We start from the raw sequence: 20,254 nt of genomic DNA, 5'->3' as shown, positions 1-20,254 counted from the left end.
GGATCGCCTCAACGAGCGCGGGGTTGGCGCGCGGCGCCGGTCAGCCGAGGATCTCCCGGAGATAGCGCAGGCCGTCCGTGGCGAGGCGGTCCTGTGAGGGGGCCAACGGGCGCCAGATCGCCGCGGCGGTGGCGATGGTCTCGTTCTCCGCCGTGAACGACTCGATGCAGATCGCGCCCTGGTAGCCGGTGTCACGCAGGACCGTGAAGAAACGGGGCCAGTCGAAGTGGTCGGCACCGGGAGCGCCCCGGTTGGTGCCGCTGACCTGGACGTGCTTGATGTGCGGGCCGGCGACCGCGAGGGCCGCGTAGGGGTCGGCCTCCTCGATGTTCATGTGATACGTGTCGATCATGATGCCGACGCTCGGCGGTAGGCCGTCGATCAGCTCGACCGTCTGCTCGATCGTGTTGACGACGCTCGTCTCGTAGCGGTTCAACGCCTCGACGCCGATGCTCACCCCGCACTCGCCCGCCCGCTCGGCCACCGGCGCCAGGGCCTGCCGGAAGTCCTTGTAGCAGGCCGCGCGAGCCGCTGGCGACATCCGCCAGGTGCGGCCGACCGAGGCGTACACCGGGCCGCCGACGCACGGGGCGCCGACGGCCGCGGCGCTCGCCACGCATCCCATGAGGTACGCCACTGTCGACTCCACGACGGCCGGTGCGGCGTCCACCAGGTCCCGTCCCGGCGGGGTGACCGCGCAGACCCCGGCGGCGGCGAGGCCGTGCGCGGCCAGCAGCTCCCGGGTACGGACCGGGTCCCAGTCACCGGGCTGCTCGATCGGCAGCTCGACGGCGTCGAAGCCGAACGCGGCGATCCGTGGGATCAGCTCGGCCAGGGCCTCGTCGTCGACCGGCGAGGCCCACACCCAGGGGTTGACACCGATGGCGTACACCGGGACCTACTTCCAGCGCTGCGGGTAACCGGGCAGGTCGGTGCAGCCGCACATCGCGTAGTGCAGCGGCGGCATGCTCGGATCGAGGTACCGGTCCAGGTTGTCCTGGGTGACGGTCGGCTGCGGCAGCTTCCACGGGTTGGAGACCTGCTCGCCGTCGAGGATCCGCAGCGCGGCGATGATCGGCGTACGCCACTGGTAGGTCGGGTAGGTCGGCGCGATGGCGGTGAGCTGCTTGTCCTTCCAGATCTTCAGGAAGTCGAGCTGGTCCTCACCGTTCATCGGCGGAACGGGCTTGCCCGCGTCCTGGAACGCCTCGACCGCCGCGACGGCAACCGCTCCGGCGTCCATCCAGACACCGTCGATCGTCCCGTAACGCTGGATGTAGTCGTCCACGATCTTCTTGGTCTTGGCCGGGTCACCGTCGGTGAACTCGACACCCACGACGTCGACCTTCGCCTTGTCGAACGCCACCTTCGCCGCCGACCACCGGGTTTCCAGGACGTCGACACCAGGCAGGATCCGCAGGGCGAGGACCTTGCCGCCGGGCTTCATCTTCTGACTGACGAACTCGGCGCCGACGTGACCGAACCCGTAACCGCCGATGGGGTTGATGAAGGTCACCGGGCACTTCGTGTTGACGCCACGGTCGAAGACGATGACCGGCAGCCCCGCCTGGCAGGCCGCCTCGACGGCCGGGGTGAGCGTGGCGGTGGTGTTGGGCGAGACGATGAGCGCGTCGCAGTCCTTGCCGAGCAGGTCGTTGATGTCCGCGATCTGCTTCTGGTCCTTGCCTTCGGCGTCGACGTGCACGAACTCCTTGATGCGGCTCTTCTGTGCATCGACCTCGGCCTGCATGGTCTTGAACCCGACCTGACGCCACGGGTTGTTCAGGGCCGCGTTGGAGAAGCAGATCTTGTGCGGGCCCTTCTTCTTGAACTTGGCGGTGTCCACCATCGTCGGGTTGAGCACCTGCTCCCACGGCTTGTCGGCCGGGCCCGTGGCGGCGGCGTCGAGCAGCGCGAGCTCCGCGTCGTAATCGGCCTGCACGAAGAACTTCGACTGGTCCCCGGTGCCCGAACCGGCGGCGGGGGCACTGCCCGAGGGGCCGGCGGCCGGCTCGTCGGTGGAACAGGCGGTGACGGACAGCAGGGTGACAGCGGCCAGCGCCGCCATGAAACGTCGCACTATGGTTTCCCCTTTATCTCGACGAAGAACGAGTTGCGGAGACCGCCACGGCGAGCAGGATGATCCCGCCCTGGACGGCCGACCTGAGGGCGCCGGAGACGCCGTAGAAATTCATGAGGGCGAAGAGCAGTTCGAGGGTCAGCGCCCCGAGCATCGCGCCGACGACCGCGCCGCGGCCCCCGCCCAGAGCGACGCCACCGAGGACGACCGCGGTGATGGCACCGAACTCCAGGCCCGCTCCGGCCTGGAACGAGACGCCGCTGTAGCCGCCCAGCAGGATCGCCGCCACGGCCGCCGCGAGCCCGCTGAGGATGAAGGCGATGGTCCGGGTACGCCACACGCGTACGCCGCTCAACTCGGCGGTGCGCGGATTGTCGCCGACGGCGACCAGCGTCCGGCCGAAGTCGGACCGCATCAGCAGCACGGCCACCACCGCCAGGACCAACAGGACCAGCAGCGCGTACGGCATGCGGCCGAGCACCGGCACGTCCTCGAAGGCGCGCCGGCCGAACCGCCGGAACTCCTCGGAGAGCCCACCCTTCGGTGCACCGTCGGACCACAGGTAGACCGCCCCGACCAGGATCAGGAACATGCCGAGGGTGGTGATGAACGACGGCACCCGCAGCCGGGTGGTGATGAGGCCGTTGACCAGCCCGACGAGTGCTCCGAAGGCGAGCAGGAGCAGCACCACCGGCCAGGTACGCGCCGGGTCTCCGTCGATCAGCCGGGCGGCGACGACCACCTGCGCCGTGACCAGGGAACCGACCGAGAGGTCGAACTCACCGGAGACGATCACGAAGTACTGACCGGCGGCGAGCAGGATGATCGGCGCCGAACGACCGAGGAAGGACATCAGCGACGGCGGGGACAGGAAGTCGGGCTGCCGGATGCCGACGAGCACCAGCAGCACCGCGAGGATCGCGAGGATCGGCAGGACACCACCGGGGCGCACCCGCGGCAGACGCAGCGGCAGTGAACGGGGCTGGACGGTCTGCACGGTCAGGCCGCCTTTCGCATGGCCCTGCGGGCGTAGACGGCGACCGCGGCGATGATGATGACGCCCCGGATCACCTGCTTGAAGAAGGCATCCACCTCGAGCTGGTTGAAGATGGCGTCGATGCTGGCGAGCAGCAGCACCCCACCGACGGTGCCGATGACACCGCCGCGCCCGCCGGCGAGGGCGGTCCCGCCGATCACCACGGCGGCGATCGACTCCAGGTCGTAGAGACCCTCGGTGCCCACCCGGGGAGCGCCCGAACCGAGCCGACTGGCCAGGTAGATACCGGCGAGCCCGGCACACATCGAGCAGAGCACGTGGGCGGTGACCAGGATCCGGTCGTTGCGGACACCCGAGAGCCGGGCCACCTCCGGGTCGCCGCCGACGGCGACCAGGTGATGGCCGAAGCGGGTCCGCGAGAGCGCGAACCAGGCCGCTGCGGTCACGGCGATCAGCAACAGGAACGACAGTGGCACCGGGCCGACGCGCTGGTAGCCGAGAGACTGCACGAGCGTGGGCGAGGTCGTGCCGGCCGGGCCGTCGTAGCCGTTGTCGAGGTAACCCTTGAGTAGCAGCCCGACACCGAGGGTCGCGATGAACGCGTTGACCCGGAACTTGGTGACGAGGAGCCCGTTGAGCAGCCCGACACCGGCGCTGACGGCGAGCGCCAGGCCGATCGCCGGCACCAACGCGCCGTCGCTGCCGTTCATCGTCTCGGCCGCGACGAGGGTGCTGAGGCTGATCACGTACGCCACCGACAGGTCGAGCGAGCCACCCAGGATGACCAGGGTCTGTCCGACGGCGACGAGCCCGAGGCCGGCGGCGACGTGCAGCAGACTCACCGTCGTGGACTGGTTGAACAGCTGACCGCCGTCGACGAGGACGACCAGCCAGCCGATCGCGAGGGTGAGGGTCAGGGCCACGAAGACGCCCGGTACGGGACGGCGGGCCGGAAGGAGCGACAGGGCGCTCATGCAGCTGCCTCCCGCGCGGTCCCGACCGCCAACGCGACGACGTCCTCCTCGGACGCGCCGGCGGGCAACTCGCCCACGATGCGGCCGTCGCGCAGGACGACGATCCGGTCACTCATCCCCAGCAGCTCCGGTAGGTCGGACGAAATCATCAGCACGGCCGCGCCGTCGCGGGCGAGACGGCGGACGAGATCGTGGATGGCGGACTTCGCGCCCACGTCGATGCCCCGGGTCGGCTCGTCGAAGAGCAGGATCCGCGGGTTGAGCGCGAGCCATCGGGCCAGCACGACCTTCTGCTGGTTGCCCCCGGACAGAAAGCGGATCTCCTGGTCGTCGCCGGCGCCACGAACCTCCACGGCGGCGAGCAGCTCGCGGGCGCGGACGGTGCGGGCGGCGTGGCCGGAGCGGATCGCGAACACGGCCCGGCTGGCGAGCAGCGTGTTGTCGAGGACCGACTGTCGGGGGACGATCCCCTCGCCCTTGCGGTCCTCGGTGACGTAGGCGATGCCGGCCCGCATCGCGGTGCGTGGCGAGCGCAGCCGCACCGGCCTGCCGTCGAGCGTGACCTCGCCGGTCGTGAACGGCGACACCCCGAAGAGCGCGCGGGCGAGCGCCGAACGCCCGGAGCCCTGCAGGCCGCCGACGCCGAGCACCTCGCCGGCACGCAACTCGAGGTTGACGCCGCGCAGCTTCCGGTTTCCCGCATCGCGGACGGTGACCCGCACCGGGCCCAGGTCGTCGGGGCTGGCCCGGTCGGGGTAGTAGCTGGAGAGCTCGCGGCCGACCATGTGCCGCACCAACTGGTCGGCGGTGGTGTCCGCCGTGTCCACTGTGGTCACCCGGCGGCCGTCCTTCAGGACGGTGATCCGACTGGACAGGTCGAAGACCTCGGCGAGCCGGTGCGAGACGTACAGCAGGCCGATGCCCCTCTCCTGGAGTCGGCGTACCAACCCGTAGAGCAGCTCGACCTCGTGGTCCGCCAGCGAGGCGGTCGGCTCGTCCATGATGAGCAGCCGCGCGTCCAAGGCGAGTGCCTTGGCGATCTCGACGACCTGCTGCTGCGCGACGCCGAGCTGCCCCACCCGGGCGTCCGCCGGCAACGTGGTCTCCCCGATCGAGGCGAGCAGCCGCGTGGTGCGGTCGAGCATCGCCCGGCGGTCGACCAACCCGCGGCGGACCGGCTCGTGGCCGAGGTAGACGTTCTCGGCGACGGTGCGCTCCGGGAGCAGGTTGAACTCCTGGTGGATGATGCCGACGCCGGCCCGTTGCGCGTCTCGCGGGCCACGGAACACCCGGGGTTCCCCGGCGAACTCGACAGTGCCCTCGTCCGGCGAGTATCCGCCCGAGACGATCTTCATGAGGGTCGACTTCCCTGCGCCGTTCTCACCGACGACGGCGTGGACCTCGCCTGGCGCCACATCGAGGTCGACTTCGCCGAGAACGCGTACTCCGAGGAAGGACTTGCCGATACCCCGAAGGGTGAGCAGCGGCACCGGCCGCGAGTCTGACATCCCGAGTGCCCTCACAGACAGTAGTTATCGACAGCATTCAATGCCACACTACGGTGACTTTGAAGCGCTGGACATCAAACTTTCGTAGGAACGGAGGCGGCTTACGTTCGCGCGTTGCAAACATTCTCTTGACATCGGCGAAACATCACACGTATGAAGATAGATGTTTGGATGCGGGTCCGCAATCCTCGATCTAGGCCGACTGCCAGGCCGGTCCATGATCGACAGTGGCACCGCAGCCAGGGAGCCACTCACGGCCGTCGTCCACCGGGCAGGACATCGGATGTTACCCTCGCTGATTGACACCCATCGATCTCTAGCTCATCCTGACCTCGCGGGCCACGGGACGACAACCACGGCCATCATCACGCTGTGTGACGTCCTGCCGGTCTGACTGCCGTTTCGGCGAACGGCACGAGGACAGCCCAGCGCGCGCTCGTGCCCGCCCAGGCGTCCAGGCAGAACCTGACGCACCGTAGGGCCCGTGATCGCACCCCACCACCGCACAACCTAGGAGACGGCATGCGTCGCAATACATTGATCATCGCGGTGATCGCCGGCCTGTTACTGTCGCTCGGACTCGCCCCACCCGCATCGGCGGCCCCGGCCTTCCGTGCCCTGCTGTTCACCAAGACCGCCGGCTACCGGCACGACTCGATCCCCGCCGGAATCGCCATGTTCCAGCAGCAGGCGGCGGCGAACAACTTCGAGCTGGTGGCGACCGAGGACTCCAGCGTCTTCACCGCCAGCAACCTGGCGACCTTCGACGTCATCATCATGTTCCAGACCTCCGGCATGGTCTGGACCTCGGCGGCGCAGCGCCAGGCGGTGGAGGGCTACCTCGCCAGCGGCAAGGGCATCGTCGGCGTCCACAACGCCACCGACATGGGCATCGAGTCGGAGTACCCGTGGTGGGACCAGACCATCAACGGCGGCGCCCACATGCCCGAACACTCCCCCGGCGTGCTGCCCGGCACCGCCATCGTCGCCGACAAGCAGCACCCGTCGACGGCCGGTCTGCCGGATCGCTGGAACCGCAGCGAGGAGTGGTACAACTTCGACACCAACCCGCGCGGCAACGTGCACGTCCTGGTGACCGCCGACGAGCGCACGTACAACCCGGGGTCCCGGGCGATGGGCCCGGACCACCCGATCTCCTGGTGCCGCAACGCCGGTGGTGGGCGGGTGTGGGCCACCGCGATGGGCCACGCGATCGACTCCTACAGTGAGACGAACTTCCGCAACCACGTCCTCGGTGGCGTCCGGTGGGCCGCCGGCAACGTCGCCGGCGACTGCGGCGGCACCGTCTGGGGCAACTTCGAAAAGCGCACCCTCGACGACAACACCGTCGACCCGATGGCGATGGCAGTGGCCCCCGACGGGCGGGTGCTCTACGCCCAACGCGGCGGGCAACTGAAGATCTTCAAGCCCTCCACCAACAGCACTGTCACCGCCGGCACGCTGAGCGTCTACACCGGCGGCGAGGACGGTCTCACCGGCATGGCGCTGGACCCCAACTTCGCCACCAACGGGTACGTGTACCTGTACCACTCGCCGGCGAGCAGCACGACCGACGTCAACCGCGTCTCCCGCTACACGCTCTCCGGCGACACGTTGAACATGTCCAGCGGTGTGACGATCATCGACATCCCGGCGTACCGTGACCGGACGTTCCCGGAGCCCGGCCACACCGGCGGGTACATCGAGTTCGGTCCCGACGGCAACCTCTACATCGGCACCGGCGACGACACGCCGCCGAACCTCGACCCCAACTGGCAGGGCTACGCCCCGCTGGACTGGCGGTCAGGCAAGTCCAACCTCGACGCCGCCAGGACCGCCGGCAACACCAACGACCTGCGCGGCAAGCTGCTGCGCATCCGCCCCGGAGCCAGCGGCAGCTACACCATCCCGACCGGCAACCTCTACCCGCAGGGCACCGCGCAGACCAAGCCGGAAATCTACGCGATGGGCTTCCGCAACCCGTTCCGCTTCTCGATCGACGCGGCCACCGGCTGGGTCTACCTGGCCGACTACGGGCCGGACCGCAACCCGCCCACCACCAACCGCGGCCCCGAGGGCCTGGTCGAGCTCAACGTGATCAAGACGCCGGGCAACTACGGCTGGCCGTTCTGCCACGGCAACAACCAGCCGTACGCGCCGTTCAACCCGGACACCGGCGTCGTCGGCTCGAAGTTCAACTGTTCCGCGCCGGTCAACAATTCGCCGAACAACACCGGTCTGACCAGCCTGAAGCCGGTCGTCATGCCGAACCTCTGGTACGGCTACCCCGCCTCGACGACCTTCCCGGAGCTGGGCTCCGGAGGCTCCGCGCCGATGGGCGGCCCGGTCTACCGGTACGACGCGTCGAACCCGTCCGCGACGAAGTTCCCGCCCTACTACGACGGGGTGCACTTCTTCTACGAGTGGTCGCGCAGCTACGTCAAGGAGGTGCACTTCGACTCCTCCACGGCGGTGACCCGCACCAACCCGTTCCTGCCCGGTGGCGGGTTCAACAAGCCGATGGACATGGAGTTCGGCAAGGACGGCTCGCTCTACCTGCTGGAGTGGGGCACCAACTTCGGTGGCGGCAACAGCGACTCCGGGCTCTACCGGATCGACTACATCCAGGGCGGCCGGTCACCGATCGTCAAGGCCACCGGCACGCCCACCAGTGGCACCTCGCCGCTCACCGTCCAGTTCAGCAGCGCGGGCACATCCGACCCGGACCCCGGCAACACGCTGAGCTACCAGTGGACGTTCGGTGACGGCACCAGCTCCACGGCCGCGAACCCGTCGAAGGTGTACACCGCCAACGGCAACTACACCGCGCAGTTGAAGGTCACCGACAACACCGGTAAGACGGGCTTCGCCAACGTCCAGATCACCGTCGGCAACAGCGCCCCGGTGGTCACCATCACCACGCCATCCAACGGCGGCATGCTCACCTTCGGTGACAAGGTGTCGTACCAGATCACCGTGACCGACCCGGACGGCGGCACTGTCGACTGCTCGAAGGTGGTCCTCAACCCCGCGCTCGGTCACGACGACCACGCGCACGAGACCACCGAGTACCCGGGCTGCTCGGGCACCATCTCCACCGACCTGCTCGGTGGTCACCCGGACGGCGCCAACCTGTTCTACGTGCTGAACGCTCGCTACACCGACAACGGTGGCGCGGGGGGCGCGGCACCGCTCACCGGCACCGCGCAGGCGATTCTCCAGCCGAAGCACAAGCAGTCCGAGTACTTCAGCAGCCAGTCCGGCATCCGGGTCGTCGACCAGGCGGCTGCGGAGAGCACCAAGCGCGTCGGTGACATCTCCACCAACGACTGGATCGCGTTCAGCCCGATGAGCCTGTCGGGCATCTCGACGGTCAGCTACCGGGTGTCGTCGCCGTCCGGTGGCGGTTCGATCGAGCTGCGCGCCGGCTCGCCGACCGGCACCCTGCTGGCCACCACCACGGTGCCCAGTACGGGCGGCTGGGACAACTACCAGTCCACGACTCCGGTGAGCGTCTCCGCGCTCAGCGGGACACAGACGCTCTACATGGTGTTCAAGAACAGCAACAACTCGTTCGATCTGGACTCGCACACCTTCGGCGGCAACGGCGTCGGAACACCCGGCACCGGTGGTGGCCTGGCGGGCAAGACCTGGACGGTCACGGCCCAGCACAGCGGCAAGCTGATGGACGTCAGCGGTGTCTCCACCGCCGACGGCGCTCAGATCACCCAGTGGGCGGCCACTGGGGGCAACAACCAGAAGTGGCAGGCCGTCGACGCCGGTAGCGGTGCGGTCTACCTGAAGGCCGTGCACAGCGGCAAGTGCGTCGAGGTCGTCGGCAGCTCCACGGCGGCGGGTGCCTTCCTCCAGCAGGCCACCTGCAACAACGGCAACCAGCAGAAGTTCACCGCGACCGCGACGGGCACCTCGGGGGTCTACACGGTGCGCAGCGTGCTGAGCGGGCTGTGCGTGGACGTCAACGGCGCCGCCACCACCGACGGCGCCCGACTGTTGCAGTGGACCTGCCACAGTGCGGCCAACCAGCAGTGGCGGTTCACCGCGGTGTGACCCGCGGCTGTCGCCGTAGCGAATGACGTCCCGGTCGGGACCGGTATCCGATGAGCGGAGCCGGTCCCGGCCGGGACGTCGTCGTCAGGCTGAGAGGGAGAGCGTCGCCCTAGTGCGCCGTGGCGAGCAGCCCCGCCGCCGCCAACGCGTCCCAGAGTTCCTCCGCCACGACGGCCTCCGAGCGTCGCACCGCCTCGGCGACCTGGGAGGTGTTGCGCACACCGACCACCGTTGACACCACCGCCGGATGCCGGCGGACGAAGGCCAGTGCCGCCTGCGGCAGGGTGACGCCGTACGTTTCGCAGACCGTCGCGATCCGCCGCGCCCGCTCGATCAACTCTGCCGGGGCCTGCTGGTAGTTGTAGACCGCGTCAGCCGGCGGCCGGTCCCGCGACAGCAGCCCCGAGTTGTAGACACCCGCGATGACCACGCCCACCCCGCGACTCTGGGCGGCGGGCAGCAGGTCATCGGCCGCGCCCTGCTCCAGCAGGGTGTACCGCCCGGCGCACATCATCACGTCGACGTCGGCTTCCCGCACGAACCGGGCCAGCATCTCCGACTGGTTCATGCCAGCGCCGATGGCACCCACCACGCCCTGGTCACGCAGCTCGACCAGGGCCGGCACGGCTTCACTGGCGGCCCACTCCCAGTGGTCGTCCGGGTCGTGGAGGTAGACGATGTCGATCCGGTCCAGCCCGGTGCGATCCAGGCTGGCCTCGATCGAGCGAAGGACGCCGTCGCGGCTGAAATCCCACACCCGCCGGTGGCTCGCGGGGACATCGAACCCGTCGGAGTCCCGCAGGTGGGCGTCCTGCGGCGACGGCACCAGCAGTCGCCCAACCTTCGTCGACACGACGTACTCGTCGCGCGGGCGGTGCCGCAACGCGGCGCCGAGTCGGCGCTCGGACAGACCGAGCCCGTAGTGCGGCGCGGTGTCGTAGTACCGGACGCCCGCCTCCCACGCGGTGTCGACTGCCGACGCGAACTCCTCGTCCGTCGTGGCCCGGTACAGGTTGCCACCCTGGGCCGCACCGAAGCCCAGCTCGGTGAGACGCACCTTCGGGCGACGCGGCAGTGCTCGCACCCTCACGACGCCTCCAACCGATAGACGCGCCGCGCCGTGTCCCCCCAGAGCAGCGCCTGGTCGGCCTCGTCGTGGTCGCCCAGCAACTCCGCCAGCGCCTCGACCCATCGCGGGTACGAGCTGGCGAGCAGGCAGACCGGCCAGTCCGAGCCGTACATCAGTCGGTCCGGTCCGAACGTGTCGAGCGCGCCCTCGACGGCCGGTCGGAGATCTTCCGTCGTCCACGGCGACCGCTCCACCTCCGTCACCAGACCGGAGAGCTTCGCCGTCGTGTTGGGCGAGGCCGCCAACGCCCGCAGACCGCGAGTCCACTCGGTCATCTCCGGACGGCCCAACGCGGGCTTGCCCAGATGGTCGAGCACGAAGCGCACCTCCGGCAGGTCGTGCGCCAGGCGTGCGGCCATGGGCAGCTGGTGTTGGCGGACCAGCAGGTCGAAGACCAGGCCGGCCGCGCCGACCGCCGCGATCCCCCGGCGGACGTCCGGGCGGTCCAGGTACGCCGGGTCGGTCTCGCTCTGCACGAGGTGGCGGATGCCGACGAGGCGTTCCCCGCCCGGTGCGGCCCGCAGGCGTCCGAGGCGCTGGACGACGTCGTCGGCGGTCAGGTCCACCCAGCCCACGACACCACGGACGAGGGCGTCCCCGGCCGCGACGGCCAGCAGGTCCACCGTCTCCGCCTCCGAGGCGATGGACTGCACCACCACGGTCGCGGTGACCCCGGCGGCCCGGGCCACCGGCGCGAGACCCGCGGGTTCGAAGTCGGCGTCGATGGCCGCCATGGTCACCGGGTCGATCCACGGTTGGGGGTGCCGTGCGCGGACCCAGAGGTGGTGGTGCGCGTCGACGATCCCGGCTCGTCCGGGCACCTCTGCGCCCGTCATCGGCCCAGCCAGCCGCCGTCGACGGGCAGGACGATTCCGTTGACGTAGTCGGATGCCGCCGACGCCAGGAAGACCGCGGCGCCACCGAGGTCGTCGGCCCGGCCCCACCGACCCGCCGGGATCCGGGTGAGGATCGCCGGGGCACGGTCGGGGTCGTCGCGCAGCGCCTGGGTGTTGTCGGTAGCGATGTAGCCGGGGGCGATGGCGTTGACGTTCACCCCGTGGGCCGCCCACTCGTTCGCCAACGCCTTGGTCAGACCGGCCACCCCCGACTTGGACGCGGCGTAGCCGGGGACCGTGATGCCACCCTGGAAACTCAGCAGCGACGCCGTGAAGATGATCTTCCCTCGGCCCCGCTCGACCATCGTCCGGCCGATCTCCCGGCTCAGGACGAACTGGCTGCTGAGGTTCACCTCGATCACGTGGTCCCACATCTCGTCCGGGTGCTCCGCGGCCGGAGTACGGGCGATCGTGCCGCCGTTGTTCACCAGGATGTCGATCGGCCCGAGAGCGGTGATGTCCCGGGCCAGCCGGTGCACGGCCGCGCGGTCGCCGAGGTCGGCCCGCAGCGCGGTGAACCCGCGGCCTGCGGCCCGCACCCGGCGTTCCACCTCGCTGCCGGTCGCTTCGAGCTGGGCGGAGACCCCGACGATGTCGGCACCGGCCAGGGCCAGGGCCTCGGCCATGGCGAGGCCGATACCGCGCCGCGCCCCGGTCACGACGGCGGTCCGTCCGGACAGGTCGAACAGGGCGGTCACTGGGTGCCCTCCCGCAGGTCGAGCAACACCTTCATGACGCCGCCACCTTCCAGGGCCGTGAAGGCATCGGCGGCCGCCTGGACCGGTTCGACGCGGGAGATGAGCTGTCGCGCCGGGATCGCGCCCGAGGCGACCAACCGGATCGCCTCCACCATGTCGTCGCGCTGGTACAGCCGGGCACCCAGGAGTTCCAGCTCGCGCCAGAAGAACCGGTGCAGGTTCACCTCGCGCGGCTTGGGGTGGATCGCCACCATCACCAGCCGACCCCGGGTGGTGAGGACGTCGACCGCCGTGGTGACGCCGGCCGCGGAGCCGGACACCTCGAAGGCGATGTCGGCGCCCGCGCCGTCGGTGCGGTCGTTGACCAGTGCCACGACATCTGTCGATCCCGGGTCGACGGCCTCGATCCCGATCCCGCCCGCCACCTCGCGGCGGAACGGGTCCGGCTCGACGAGGAGCACCCGTGCGCCGCGGCTCTGCGCGACGGTGGCGATGAGGACACCTACCGGCCCACCGCCGACCACGACCACCTGGTCGTCGGCGGTCACGTTCCCCCGTCGGACATCGTGCACGGCGACCGCGACCGGTTCGACGAGCGCCGCGTGGTCGAGCGGCAACTCCTCGGGCAGCGGCAGGACCAGCTCCACCGGCACGTTCCAGGAGGACTGCATGGCGCCCGGTGAGTCGATACCGAGGAAGTTCATGGCGTGGCAGACGTGGGAGTTGCCGCGCTCGCAGGCGGCGCACTGCCCGCACGGCTGGGTCGGCATCACGGTGACGGCCTGGCCGACGCTCCAGCCGTCGACGTCCTCGCCGAGGGCCGCGATCCGCCCGGACATCTCGTGGCCGATGATCGCGGAGTCACCGACCCGGGCGTCCATGTCCCCGTGGTAGATGTGCAGGTCCGTGCCGCAGATTCCGGTGTAGGCCACCTCGATCCGCACCTGGCCGCGACCGGGTGGCACCGGTTCGCGTTCTTCGATTCCGAGGTGACGCGCCCCCCGGTAGACGACTGCCTTCATCGATCCTCCGTCTCGACGGTCGGTACGTCGGTCGTGCCGACCGGCATGGTCATGGGTGCACCGCCGTGGCGGTGCACCCACGTTCCCTTTGATGTGGTGGTCAGCTCAGTGCCGCGCGGTGGGTGCCACGTCGTTGTGCGAGTTCAGCGACACGACGGGCACCTGGCGGCCGGGGACGATGCCGTCGACCCCGGCCAGCAGCCGACGGCCGGCGCGCTCCGGCCGGACGTTGGGGCTGTCGGCCGTCTGGGGCTGCGGGCGGCGGTTGGCGGCCCGGATCAGCTCCTCGTCGACCCGGACACCCAGCCCGGGTGAGTCGCCGAGGACGAAGGCACCGTCCTCGACGTGCAGGTCGATGAAGACCCCGACCGGTCGGTGCAGGTCCTGCAGCTCGCTGGTCAGATGGTTCGGCACCGAGGTCGCGGCGTGCAGCAGCCCGATCGGGCTGTTGCCGATCGGGCTGACCGGCAGGTCGTGGGCGTGTGCCAGGGCGGACGCCCGCAGGAAGTGGGTGACTCCCCAGACGGCGGCCATCTGGACGACGTCGACCGCGCCGGCGGCGATCAGCGGGCGGTACTGTTCGAGCCCGGTGAGGTTTTCCCCGGTGGCGACCGACGCGCGCACTCCTCTGCTCACCGCGGCGTTGCCCTCGGCGTCCCAGCGTCGGACGGGCTCCTCGATCCAGATGAGGTCCAGGCTGCGTTCGAGTTCGCAGACGTGCCGAACGGCCTGTTTGCGGGTCCATGCCTCGTTCACGTCGAGCATCAGACCCGGCCGCCGGCCGTGGCCGGCCTCGGTCAGGACGTCCCGGACCAGGCAGAGCCGGTGCCGGTCGCGCTCGATGTCGAGGCCACCCTTGAGCTTGGCGGCCCGCAGGCCGTGGCTGGCGTAGACCTCGTACTCGGAGACGAGCTCGTCGTCGGTCAGCCCGATGTCCAGGCCGGACGCGTAGGCGGGAACGCGCCGGTCACGTCCGCCCAGCAGCCGCCACAACGGCTCACCGGCGGCCTGCGCCTTGATGTCCCAGAGTGCGGTGTCGAGAGCGCCGATGGTGCCGAACACCGGGCCCGCGTGGCCCGCCTTGAACGTGTGCCGCAACATGCGGTCGTAGAGGGTCGTCACCGCGCGCGGGTCCTCGCCCTCGATGGCGGCGAAGACCCGCTCGATCTCGACGTGCGGCCCGAGGCCGACGCCCGAGATGCCCTCGTCGGTGTCGACGACGACGATCGAGACCGGGACCACCCCGTCGGCGAAGATGCCGTTGGCATCGCCGACCGGCCGCCTCCATTCCTGGACCGTGGTGAGCGTCCGATATCCCGTGATGCGCATGTCAACCCTTCGTGGAACCGGCGGCTACACCGTCGGCAATTTGGCGCTGGAGGAACAGGTAGACCAACAGGACGGGTATCGCGGCGATCAGCACCCCGGAGGCGAAGGTGGGGATGTTGTCGGAGTACTGCCCGCGCAGCGAGGTCACCCCGATCATCAGCGTCCGGTGTTCGGCCGACGGCATCATCACCAGTGCCATGAGGACGTCGTTCCAGCAGAACAGGGCGTTGAGGATGCCGACCGACAGCAGCGCCGGGGTGCCCAGGGGCAGCATGATCCGGCGGTACACGCCGTACACGGTGTTGCCGTCGATGCGGGCCGCGTCGACGATCTCCGACGGGATGCCCTTGTAGTAGCTCGTCATCAGGAAGACGGTGAAGGGCAGGAACTGGGCCACGTAGACCAGGATCAGGCCCGGGTACGTGTCGATGAGCGCGGTGTCGGCCATGATCCGGGCGAGCGGCACCATGATCACCTGGAACGGGATGAAGAGCCCCGCGAGGCAGCCCAGGAACAACGCCGACGAGCCACGGAACCGCAACTGGCTCAGGGCGAAGCCGGCCATCGACCCGAGCAGCAGCAGCAGGAGCACCGACGCCGTCACCACGAACAGCGAGTTGACGAAGTAGCGGCCCATCCCGACGCTGTTCCACGCCGTGCTGATGTTCTCCCAACGCAGAGCGTCGGTCAGGGAGAACCGGTCGAGGATGTAGTCACGGCGCGTCTTCATCGCGACGTTGGCGGTGAACAGCAGGGGGTAGATCGTCGCCAGGGCGAGCAACGACATGGGGATGGCGATCAGCCACCAGCCCAGGCGGAGGCGAGACATCAATCCTCCTTTCCGGATCGTTCGAGCAGCTTGATCTGCAACAGCCCCACCACGAGCATGATCATGAAGAGGATCGTCGACGCGGCCGACGCGAGAGCGGGACGGTTCATCTGGCCCTGCTGCTTCCAGATGTAGAACTCCGGCAGGTACGTCGACCCCTCCGGCCCGCCGCTGGTCATGACGTAGAGCAGCCCGAACATCGAGGTCAGCATCCCGATCATCGTGGTCACGAAGACGAACTGGATGGTGCGCGAGAGGCTCGGGACGATCACGTGCCAGACCACCTGGCGCAGCGACGCCCCGTCCACGCGGGCGGCGTCCAGCAGCGCGGGGTCCAGCGTGGCGAACCCGGCGAGAAACACCACCAGGGCCATGCCGAAGGTGGCCCAGATGTGCACGCCGACCACCATGAACATCGCGATGCCCGGGTCACCGAGCCAGTCGATCGGATCGACACCGACCGAGGAGAGGACGGCGTTGAGGGGGCCGTCGAAGGCGAGCAGCAGGTTGAAGATCGCACCGACGATGACCGGTGAGAGCACCGCGGGAAAGAAGTAGACGCTGCGGTAGAAGCGGTGACCGGGCACCCGCAGGTAGATGAACGTCGCGAGCAGACCGGGGATCGCCACCGCCACCGGCAGCAGCAGCACCAGCAGCCCGACGTTCTTCAGCGCGGTCTGGAACAGCGGGTCGGCGAAGAGCTCCCGATAGTTGCCGAAACCGACGGCCGTCCCGTTCTGCGCACCGTCGCCGGTGAAGGAGAAGTTGACCCCGAGGATCAGCGGGTAGAGCCGCAGCAGCACGATGATCAGGACGGCTGGGGCGACCAGGATGTAGGGGGCGAAGCGTTCCGCGCGCAGCCCGCCCCGGTCGGGACGGGGGCGTACGCCACCCCGGTGCGCGGCGGGGGTGCCCGCCGCCCCGCCGGCCCGTCCGGCCGGAGCCAGACGGACCGACGGTTGCGTGTTTCCGATTGGCACGAGGTCAGCCCGCCTGGTCGGAAGCGGCCAACTGCTTCACCACCTCGTCGACGGTGATCGAACCGCTGAGCAGTTGCTGGGAGAGGCGGCCCATCAGGTCGAGCGTCTTCGAGGAGAGCGCGACGTGCAGCGCGGGCTTGCCACTCTTCAGCTCGTTGACGATCGTGGAGACCGCCGGCCCGCCCTGCGACACGTCGATGGTGGTGTCGGCGGCGATCGCGCCGGCGTCGGCGTAGAACGCCTTCAGCGCGTCGGCCGAACTCAGGGAGCGCACCAGGTCGGCGGCCACCTTCGGGTCCTTCGTCCACTTGGCGACCGCGTAGCCGATGCCACCGTCGTACGGGAGGCTCGGGGTGGTGCCGGCGGTGACGACCGGGGCCTTCATGACGCCGAGCTTCTCCGGGGTGAGGAACTCGTTGAAGTCCTGCCAGTGCCCCACGTCCGACATCAGGCCCATGACGTGCGCGGCCTTGCCGGACTGGAAGAGTGCGAAGGAGTCGTTGAACATGGCGGTCGAGTTGGCCCCGTCGCTGTTCATCTTCTTCTCACCGGTCTCCTTCCAGAGTTGGAAGACCCGCTTGACGTTTGCCGAGTTCCAGTCGCGCTTGCCGGTGATCCAGGCGTCGTACTCCGCGGCGGTGAGGGTGGTCGAGCCCATGCTGGAGAGCCAGAACTGGATGCCGACGCCCTCCTTGTTGCCGAGGGCGAAGCACTTGGAGCCGGCCTTGGCGATGGCGGCGCAGTCGGCGACGAACTTGTCCCACGTGGTGGCCGGGCTCGCCGGGTCGAGGTTCGCCTTCTGGTAGACCGCCTTGTTGTAGTAGATGGGGTAACCCTGCAGCGTCACCGGTGCGGCGTAGGTCTTGCCGTCCTTGGCGAACGCCTCCCAGCCGGCCAACCGCTGCTTGTCCTCGGCCACGTAGTCGTCGAGCGGCACCAGCGCGTCCACCCGGTCGCGGATCTGGCCACCGCCGTTGAACAGCATGACGTCCGGGCCCTTGCCGGACTGGATGGCCGCACCGAGCAGCGTGTAGTACTGGTCGAAGGGCTGCGCGACGAACTCGACAGTGACGTTGGCGTGCTTCTTCTTGAAGTCGGCCTTCGCCTTGTCCAGGTACGACTTCGCGAACGGCTCGCCGGACTTCCAGTCCCACACCACCAACTTGTCGTCCGAACCGCCGCTGGACTTGCCCGAATCGCTGGCACTGCCACAGCCGGCCAAGGCCAGTCCCACAACGAGGACGGCCGACCACATTGAGCGCTGTCTCATCAGTTGTCACCTCTGAACGTGGGGTGGCCGGCGGACGGGCCGCCATGCCATTGTTGATCGGAAAGTAACTCGTATGACGTGTGACGTCAATAGTCGGCCGTAGACTGATGTCGACGTCGTGCCACGGCGAGCCATTCGGAGGGGGACATGACGCCAGCGCAGGAGACAGCCCTGAACAATCCGGGGACCCCGGAGTGGGTGCGTCGACCGACCAACCTCGCCAGGGCGGTCACCGCCGAACTCGTGCAGCGCATCGTGCGTGGCGTCCACCCGTCCGGGACGTCCCTGCCACCCGAACCGGTCCTCTGCGACACCTTCTCCGTGAGCCGGACCGTCGTCCGGGAAGCCGTCAAGATCCTTCAGGAGAAGGGGTTGGTGCAGGTCCGCCAGGGTGCCGGCACCATGGTCACCCCACCGTCACACTGGGACATGCTCGACGAGCTCGTCCTCGCGGCCACCATCGCCGAGGACGACAGCCTCGCCATTCTCGACGACCTCGTCGTCACCCGGCGGGTGCTGGAGTCCGACATGGCGAACGTCGCCGCCCGCCTCGCCGACGCCGAGACCGTCGACCGGCTGCGCGCCATGGTGGACCGGATGGACGAGCTCGTCGACGACCACGTCACGTACCACGACCATGACCGGGCCTTCCACGACACGATCATGCAGGCATCCGGGAACCGCATCGCCCGCGGCGTCGTGCGGGCACTGGAGAGCCAGGTCATCAACACCGCCCGCTACATGGGCCGCACCGAACGCTCGCTGTGCGTGGCATCCAACAAGGGCCACCGACGCATCTACGAGCGCATCGCCGCCCACGACTCCGAGGGCGCCGCCCAGGCGATGTTCACCCACATCACCGAGGCCTGGCTGGTCCGCCGCAGCGGCTCGGGCAAGCCGGTACGTCTTCAACGCTGAAGGGCGGCAGCTCCAACGCTGAGGGCGGCAGCGCCTGCTCCCGCGATCTCGGAGCAGGCGCCACCGCCGATGTCAGCGCCGGCCTCGCCGGCGACCGGGATCAGGAGAACTGCGCGAAGAACCTCCAGATCTCACCCTTGGTCCAGGTCGTGATGCCGCTCTCGGCGTAGGTGCCGTCCACCGGACCGGGCATGTGACCGTTGTCGTACGCCGCCCACTGCACCGGGTAACCGGACCGGCAGCCCGAGTAGGTGGTCGTGATGTGGGTGCGGCTGCCCGCGCCCGGCTCGGGCGGGTTCTGCGCGGTGCAACCGTTGTTGCGGACGAACGTGTCCCGCAACGACCGCCCCTGGGAGATGCTCAGGACGTTGTCCGAGATGCCGTGCAACCCGAAGTACGCGATGGGCTGAGTGCCGCCGCTGCACCCGCTGATCTGCCCGCCGGAGATGACCGCGACGGCCCGGAAGACGGTGGGCCGCGCGCAGGCGATGGCGTAGCTCATGCCGCCGCCCCAGCTGAAGCCGAGGGCGAAGCGCTGCCTCGGGTTGACGCAGAGGCTGCTCTCGATCCGGGTGATCATGTCATCGACGAAGGTGATGTCCTCACCGCCGGCGTTGCCCCAGCCGTTGCCGAACCCCTGAGGCGCGACCAGGATCGCGCTGTTGTTCGACTGCTCCTGCTGCCCGTAGTAGGACCACGGGGTCCCGCTCGTGCCGCCGGAGGAGATCTCCTGCATGGTGCCGCCTCGCCAGTGGAACGCGAAGATCAGCCGGTACGGGTTGCTGTTGTTGTAGTTCGCGGGCACCCGCAGGATGAAGGTGCGGCTCTTGCCGTTGGTCTGGATGGTGTGCGTGCCACTGGAGAGCGTCGGCGCCTTGCCGCACCCGCTGCCGCCTGTCGGCGGCGGGTTGCCGCTGTCCGTGGGGACGAGTTGCCACTGCTGGTTGGCGCCACCCCAGTCGGCGTACTGCACGATGTTGCCACCGTCGGCGGTGGACGCTCCCTGCACCTCGACGGCCTTGCCGCTGTGCCGGCTGATCAGCCGCACGTGGCCGCCGTCGGAGTCGGCCAGCCGGAACTGCTGGTTGGTCCCGTTGAGGTCGGACCACTGCACGATCGCTCCGCCGTCGGCGGTCGAGAAGTTGCTGACGTCGAGGACCTTGCCCGAGTGCCGGGACTTCAGCCGGTAGAAGCCTCCCCCGGAGTCCACGAACTGCCATTGCTGGTTCGCGCCGTTGTTCCGGGTCCACTGGCTGATCCGTGCGCCGTCGTTGGTGGCCGAGCCGTACAGGTCCAACGCCTTGCCGCTGTTGCGATTGACCAGGACGTACCAGGCGTTGGTGTCCACGGTCGCCGCAGTGGCGGGGGCCGCGTTGACCGCGACGAGCGTGCTGGCCGCCATGACCGCGGCCGCCGCTGCGGCCAAGCCTGACCGCCAGCGACGTCTCCTTGGAGAGGCGGGACGAGCCTCACCGATGGCCTTCATGGTCCACTCCTTCGATCGGGGTCATCCACGAGCAGAACGCACGCGGGTGCCCTGGCGTGCGTGCCGACGT

At 69.2% G+C, this 20,254-nt stretch carries 16 protein-coding genes; 2 read left to right on the top strand and 14 right to left on the bottom strand.

Annotated features, from left to right (window positions below; genetic code table 11):
* Positions 1–40: 40 nt before the first annotated feature.
* The 5 genes from GA0070619_RS05675 to GA0070619_RS05655 are packed head-to-tail and all read right to left on the bottom strand — an operon-like array spanning position 41 to position 5,559.
* Entirely contained in the window at positions 41–892 is an 852-nt protein-coding gene (locus tag GA0070619_RS05675) for a sugar phosphate isomerase/epimerase family protein (protein ID WP_088947082.1), read from the bottom strand.
* A 6-nt stretch (positions 893–898) separates the two neighbouring features.
* Entirely contained in the window at positions 899–2,080 is a 1,182-nt protein-coding gene (locus tag GA0070619_RS05670; protein ID WP_231927288.1) for a substrate-binding domain-containing protein, read from the bottom strand.
* A gap of 13 nt (positions 2,081–2,093) precedes the next feature.
* Complete coding sequence (locus tag GA0070619_RS05665) at positions 2,094–3,077, bottom strand: ABC transporter permease (RefSeq protein WP_197699603.1); 984 nt, start codon at positions 3,075–3,077, stop codon at positions 2,094–2,096.
* A gap of 2 nt (positions 3,078–3,079) precedes the next feature.
* A complete protein-coding gene (locus GA0070619_RS05660; protein ID WP_088947080.1) occupies positions 3,080–4,051 on the bottom strand; it encodes an ABC transporter permease in 972 nt (323 codons plus the stop codon).
* Positions 4,048–5,559: a sugar ABC transporter ATP-binding protein gene (locus GA0070619_RS05655; RefSeq protein WP_088947079.1), complete on the bottom strand. Its 1,512-nt coding sequence runs from the start codon at positions 5,557–5,559 to the stop codon at positions 4,048–4,050. Before GA0070619_RS05655 ends, GA0070619_RS05660 begins: the two co-directional genes overlap by 4 nt.
* Before the next feature lie 522 nt (positions 5,560–6,081).
* Here GA0070619_RS05655 and GA0070619_RS05650 point away from each other — a divergent pair.
* Positions 6,082–9,627, top strand: a complete 3,546-nt coding sequence (locus GA0070619_RS05650) for a ThuA domain-containing protein (protein ID WP_088947078.1) — start codon at positions 6,082–6,084, stop codon at positions 9,625–9,627.
* A 109-nt stretch (positions 9,628–9,736) separates the two neighbouring features.
* Here GA0070619_RS05650 and GA0070619_RS05645 read toward each other — a convergent pair whose 3' ends face one another.
* The 8 genes from GA0070619_RS05645 to GA0070619_RS05610 form a co-directional block, all read right to left on the bottom strand.
* Complete coding sequence (locus GA0070619_RS05645; RefSeq protein WP_231927287.1) at positions 9,737–10,717, bottom strand: aldo/keto reductase; 981 nt, start codon at positions 10,715–10,717, stop codon at positions 9,737–9,739.
* Positions 10,714–11,592: an amidohydrolase family protein gene (locus tag GA0070619_RS05640; protein ID WP_088947076.1), complete on the bottom strand. Its 879-nt coding sequence runs from the start codon at positions 11,590–11,592 to the stop codon at positions 10,714–10,716. The genes GA0070619_RS05645 and GA0070619_RS05640 overlap by 4 nt, the downstream gene beginning before the upstream one ends.
* Complete coding sequence (locus tag GA0070619_RS05635) at positions 11,589–12,350, bottom strand: SDR family NAD(P)-dependent oxidoreductase (RefSeq protein ID WP_088947075.1); 762 nt, start codon at positions 12,348–12,350, stop codon at positions 11,589–11,591. The genes GA0070619_RS05640 and GA0070619_RS05635 overlap by 4 nt, the downstream gene beginning before the upstream one ends.
* Positions 12,347–13,372, bottom strand: a complete 1,026-nt coding sequence (locus GA0070619_RS05630; protein ID WP_088947074.1) for a zinc-dependent alcohol dehydrogenase — start codon at positions 13,370–13,372, stop codon at positions 12,347–12,349. Before GA0070619_RS05630 ends, GA0070619_RS05635 begins: the two co-directional genes overlap by 4 nt.
* A 105-nt stretch (positions 13,373–13,477) precedes the next feature.
* The gene (locus GA0070619_RS05625; protein WP_088947073.1) at positions 13,478–14,701 is read right to left on the bottom strand and encodes a mandelate racemase/muconate lactonizing enzyme family protein; all 1,224 of its coding nucleotides are present in this window, start codon (positions 14,699–14,701) and stop codon (positions 13,478–13,480) included.
* Position 14,702: 1 nt separating this feature from the next.
* Positions 14,703–15,530, bottom strand: coding sequence for a carbohydrate ABC transporter permease (locus GA0070619_RS05620; RefSeq protein WP_088947072.1), 828 nt, complete (start codon positions 15,528–15,530; stop codon positions 14,703–14,705).
* Positions 15,530–16,510: a carbohydrate ABC transporter permease gene (locus tag GA0070619_RS05615; protein ID WP_172861986.1), complete on the bottom strand. Its 981-nt coding sequence runs from the start codon at positions 16,508–16,510 to the stop codon at positions 15,530–15,532. Before GA0070619_RS05615 ends, GA0070619_RS05620 begins: the two co-directional genes overlap by 1 nt.
* 4 nt (positions 16,511–16,514) lie before the next feature.
* Positions 16,515–17,780, bottom strand: coding sequence for an ABC transporter substrate-binding protein (locus tag GA0070619_RS05610; RefSeq protein WP_088947071.1), 1,266 nt, complete (start codon positions 17,778–17,780; stop codon positions 16,515–16,517).
* A 147-nt stretch (positions 17,781–17,927) separates the two neighbouring features.
* On the opposite strand from GA0070619_RS05610, the gene GA0070619_RS05605 reads away from it, so the two are divergent.
* Positions 17,928–18,698 (top strand): FadR/GntR family transcriptional regulator, encoded by a 771-nt coding sequence (locus GA0070619_RS05605; RefSeq protein ID WP_088947070.1) that lies wholly within the window; start codon positions 17,928–17,930, stop codon positions 18,696–18,698.
* 100 nt (positions 18,699–18,798) lie between these two features.
* Here the strand turns inward: GA0070619_RS05605 and GA0070619_RS05600 are convergent, their stop codons facing one another.
* Positions 18,799–20,184 carry an RICIN domain-containing protein gene (locus GA0070619_RS05600; RefSeq protein ID WP_088947069.1) on the bottom strand — a complete coding sequence of 462 codons (1,386 nt, stop codon included), beginning with the start codon at positions 20,182–20,184 and terminating at the stop codon, positions 18,799–18,801.
* Between the last annotated feature and the right edge of the window lie 70 nt (positions 20,185–20,254).

The organism is Micromonospora zamorensis (genome assembly GCF_900090275.1).
GTDB lineage: Bacteria > Actinomycetota > Actinomycetes > Mycobacteriales > Micromonosporaceae > Micromonospora > Micromonospora zamorensis.
The sequence above is the reverse complement of the archived record's forward strand: the minus strand, read 5'-3'. Positions and strand labels throughout refer to the sequence as shown.

What these genes read in the sequence shown, in the direction of transcription:
- GA0070619_RS05660 (WP_088947080.1), bottom strand. Translation starts at nt 4,051, where the DNA reads ATGAGCGCCCTGTCGCTCCTTCCGGCCCGCCGTCCCGTACCGGGCGTC.
- GA0070619_RS05655 (WP_088947079.1), bottom strand. Translation starts at nt 5,559, where the DNA reads ATGTCAGACTCGCGGCCGGTGCCGCTGCTCACCCTTCGGGGTATCGGC.
- GA0070619_RS05650 (WP_088947078.1), top strand. Translation starts at nt 6,082, where the DNA reads ATGCGTCGCAATACATTGATCATCGCGGTGATCGCCGGCCTGTTACTG.
- GA0070619_RS05640 (WP_088947076.1), bottom strand. Translation starts at nt 11,592, where the DNA reads ATGACGGGCGCAGAGGTGCCCGGACGAGCCGGGATCGTCGACGCGCAC.
- GA0070619_RS05630 (WP_088947074.1), bottom strand. Translation starts at nt 13,372, where the DNA reads ATGAAGGCAGTCGTCTACCGGGGGGCGCGTCACCTCGGAATCGAAGAA.
- GA0070619_RS05625 (WP_088947073.1), bottom strand. Translation starts at nt 14,701, where the DNA reads ATGCGCATCACGGGATATCGGACGCTCACCACGGTCCAGGAATGGAGG.
- GA0070619_RS05620 (WP_088947072.1), bottom strand. Translation starts at nt 15,530, where the DNA reads ATGTCTCGCCTCCGCCTGGGCTGGTGGCTGATCGCCATCCCCATGTCG.
- GA0070619_RS05610 (WP_088947071.1), bottom strand. Translation starts at nt 17,780, where the DNA reads ATGAGACAGCGCTCAATGTGGTCGGCCGTCCTCGTTGTGGGACTGGCC.
- GA0070619_RS05605 (WP_088947070.1), top strand. Translation starts at nt 17,928, where the DNA reads ATGACGCCAGCGCAGGAGACAGCCCTGAACAATCCGGGGACCCCGGAG.
- GA0070619_RS05600 (WP_088947069.1), bottom strand. Translation starts at nt 20,184, where the DNA reads ATGAAGGCCATCGGTGAGGCTCGTCCCGCCTCTCCAAGGAGACGTCGC.